The sequence below is a fragment of the Trichococcus sp. genome (genome assembly GCF_049589555.1).
GTDB lineage: Bacteria > Bacillota > Bacilli > Lactobacillales > Aerococcaceae > Trichococcus.
Genome location: NZ_JBAWAZ010000067.1, coordinates 1 through 3,889, shown reverse-complemented (window position 1 = coordinate 3,889; position 3,889 = coordinate 1). Strand labels below are relative to the sequence as shown.

Here is a 3,889-nt window from a genome sequence, read left to right as displayed (position 1 = left end):
TGGATGTGGCGTGTGAATGGCAATTGGGTGCCGAAATGGGCAGCCCATTTTTCTTGCCAGTAGGCGAAGTCGTTTGGTGGCGTTTTTTCGTTTAATTTAAATTCTGAATCATCTTCGTCTTCTTCTAAAAAATCTTTTAAATTGTTATTCTTCACACTGTTCTTATTAGCAGAGAGATTCACCGGCGTTAATGATGCCGGCGCAGGATTCGCCTCGGCCGCAAAATCAGGCAACGGAAGTTCGATAACCGTTGCCTTCTTGTCTGTCGCGTTGGCTTCTTTCATTACGGTGCTATTTTTCACGTACAGATTGTTGGTGAATTTCCCCTCAGCCGTGGCATATTTCTGGATGACGATGTAGCCCTTGTCGATCAGACATTTCTTGTGCTTCTGGAAGCGATCCTTGCCCATGTTCATATCGTAGCAGATCAGGTCGACGGAAGGATAAGCCGTGTCGCCCGCGCCAGCATAGGTTGAAATATAGGCATAGATGGCCTTCGCCTCAGGGGTGAGGTCCCTGTCCCTCATAACCAGCTTGCCAACCGTGCCGTATCCCATCGATAATACATCTACCTCAATCATCATGTTCTCCATCATTCATCCTGCTTCCGTTTTAAATTTTAGACTGGATCGACGCGGCCGAAGCGAATCGATTTTGTGTCTCTACTTTTAAAGACGGTGCGTGAAATGGATGTGTAACCTGAAAACCCTTATTATTTCGAAAAATTAAAAAAGCAGTCCGTGATTACCTAGTTGGTAGGACACTTGCTGCTTTTTTAGTTGAAACAATTATTTCAATTCAAGAATTGATTCTATCCTAATTTAGAATGGTAAGTCGTTTTCCTCATGAGCATTATAGAAATCAGAAAATGCCAAATTATCATCAAGATACACTTCTATTCGGTACTCCATTAAGGGCGTCCCTATTTTACCCCTAAAAATCCCATCACAATTATAATCAGAAAAAACCATTTCTTTAGTTACCCCGGACTGAAGATCGGTCATTTTGATTTTCAGATCGAAAGTTTTGTCCCCTAATCCATTATTGAATGTCAGCATGACTTTATCATTTGATAGCTCTGCTTTACTGACGTATGTCCAAAGCGAGAAAAACATAATCTGCTTATTATCCACTTTAATTTTGTCTGCATACTTTTCTGTTTCTGTGGGCCCCAACAAACTCAATAGCGTGTTCTTTTCTGACTGGCTCCTGACAATTATAAACTTTAATGTCTCATCCAGCTTCAGTTCGTCCAAAGCTACGATTTCTGCATGTCTGCAAGCGACTATCTCATCTCTTTCATGGCTCTCAAAAGGTCCCTCGTGATAAATTTTGGAAAATGGCAACTCACTGAATTGCTGAGGTGTCTGGAGCAATTCATGCATTCCGCTTTTAGCGAGGCTATTTTTTGTGAAATAACAATTTGGTTTCTGAAGGGTTCCCTCTAAATCAAACAGAAAAAAAACTGGAAATGGGCAGTGTGCCTGAAGTGCTCCCAAATTAGATTTGCTCCTGAACCCCTCATTGTTGTATTGGGTAGGTGTTCTCGGCCTAAAGTAGAGGCGAACATATTGTTTCCATTCCTCGTCCGTCTGATTGATGACATCAGTGCTGGCATTTTCATTTTCCATTATGCCCGATTCCAATGCCTTGTTTCGGGATACCAACATCCCACTTTGTAAAATCGAGACCGCATTGTTCAAATTGGTAAAGTGGAAGCAAAACGATGTCCACACTTTTTTCTTATCACGATTCAAGCCAACCAGCGATTTGGAATTGCGGAGCTCACAGAGGACTTCGCCAAAGGATGCAACAGAATCACTCATAAAGTTACTCCTTCTCGATCTACGACATCCGTTTCAGGCAGTTCACTGTTTACAACAGTAAGCCCGAATATGACTTTTCCGTTTGGGTCGATCACCTGAGCCAATTCAATGTAATCCAATTTCCCCAACAGATTGAACACAAGTCGTAACTCCTCGTTACGACTGAAATGCGCTGGGAAATCCGTATCCCTTATGAATTCGGTCTCTCGCAATTTAATCCACAACTCGAATAAATCCGCTTGATAGAAAATATGCGGCTTTCCTTCACTGGCCATTAGAAGGTACGGCTCTGACTCTGGATCGTAACTGAAGTCTGCTTTGCTGGCTATGTTTTTTGAATTGATTTCCCACTTCTCATCATTTATGACCAGTTGGTTATCAGCCTCAACAGCATCCACCAGATCATCCCATACTTGCTCCGCACTTAAGTTACTCGGACTGCTTTGCAGCCATTTTTTTGTTTCTTGAACATTCATGTGTTCCGCACCAGCCGTCTTGTCACTGTAAATATGTACGAATACATCAATCGGAAGGTCTTTTAAGTATTTCTCCATCAAAGGTCTGACTTCCTTTTCCCAGTCCAAGCCGCCATTTCCGCAGCCTAGTTGCGGGAATGAAACGGAGGTTACCCCTTTTTCCTCATATGTTTCCACGAATTTCTTGAGGCCTTGTTCGACATACTCGATTTTGGATGGATTTCGCCAATGCTTTTTTGTCGGGAAATTCAGTATCCATTTTGTATCGGATTTATAGATCCAAAGTTTGCCGATACCCAGCAGATGCTGCTCGCAAAATTTTTGATATTGTTTATACATATCCGGATAGATTTCTTTGTAACGTTTCGCAATACCTTTTCCCATCACCCCGACTGTGTTCACTGTGTTGACAATCACTTGCGCGGGACTTTTGAAAATATCCTGTTGGACATACATCAACATCTTATATCCCCCCATTTTATCTTTACTTTACTTTACCCATACCTCCAGTAAAGTATAACACACGGATATCGCATTCAATCTATGATAATGAGAATTTCAGAGCATCAAAATCAGAGTTTCCGTCCTTCTCAGTTAAACTGAAGACTCGCCGGAGAACAGCGTTTATAAAGATCATCACCTCCGACCACTGCGGCTTCGCCGGAGTTCGTCCACCCGCAATACATCCCCTTTAACACGGCGCCACCTTCTCACTAGAGGATCGACAAAATAACCGCTGAGAAACCCAGCGGTCATTCGGTTTAGTCTTCAATTCATCATTACCTTCCAAAACACACATACAATTCCTCGGCCAGTTTCGTGCTTTCCAGCCTGATGAAGCTAGCATCGTTGCTTTGGCTACCCAGGACATCGATGCTACCGTACCACACAATTTTGCGATCGATGAGGACGCATTTTGGTCCACTCGAGTCTTGTTGCTGCACGTTGATTCCTTTGTCCGCCAATGACTCAATCAGTTGCATACGGTTGGTTCGATGCTGGGTATTGGCAATACTGTCAGCGCTCTTCGTCATGACGCTGACCGCGACTGTTGCCGGGATGCACGGTTTGATGGTATTCAGGAATGTCGCCACCGTTTTGCCGGCCAGAGCAGGACTGACCAAGACAATCTCACTCTTGGCGGCAAGCAGATTCTGTTTCAGTTCGTCGGCGTAATCCTTACCTGTGTACATTAAACTGCGGCTTGCTACTTCCTGATCCGCCAGTTCGACCGTATAGCCGATGCCGGCATAACCCGTCAGCCGCTTGCGGTACATCCGCTCGAGTACCGGAATGTGGACATCGACATAATCGTAGATGCGGACCTCTGTTTTACCTTCGTAGAGTCGATGCAGACGTCCGGCGTATTGATGCAGCCGGCCCTTCCAGGAAATCGGCATCGCCAAGAACAGTGTATCCAAGCGCGGTTCATCAAAGCCTTCGCCGATGAACGAACCGGTTGAGACAATCGTCAGAGGTTGCGTTGTCGGTGCATTGCGTATCTGCTGAAGCTTCTCACGTTCTGTCTTCCTACCCATTCCGCCCGTGATAGCCACCACATCGGGGATTTCCTCCCGTAGCAGTTCT

Annotated in this window: 3 protein-coding genes and 1 pseudogene; all 4 read right to left on the bottom strand. The window is 44.6% G+C overall.

Annotated elements, in window-relative coordinates; genetic code table 11:
- Positions 1–593: helix-turn-helix domain-containing protein (locus tag WBV27_RS03290; protein WP_424199383.1), on the bottom strand; the 593-nt coding region annotated here is incomplete at its 3' end.
- A 228-nt stretch (positions 594–821) separates the two neighbouring features.
- Positions 822–1,826, bottom strand: coding sequence for a DarT ssDNA thymidine ADP-ribosyltransferase family protein (locus WBV27_RS03285; protein WP_424199381.1), 1,005 nt, complete (start codon positions 1,824–1,826; stop codon positions 822–824).
- Entirely contained in the window at positions 1,823–2,764 is a 942-nt protein-coding gene (locus tag WBV27_RS03280; RefSeq protein ID WP_424199379.1) for a macro domain-containing protein, read from the bottom strand. Before WBV27_RS03280 ends, WBV27_RS03285 begins: the two co-directional genes overlap by 4 nt.
- 317 nt (positions 2,765–3,081) lie before the next feature.
- Positions 3,082–3,889, bottom strand: a pseudogene (locus WBV27_RS03275) (hypothetical protein); the annotation flags it as partial.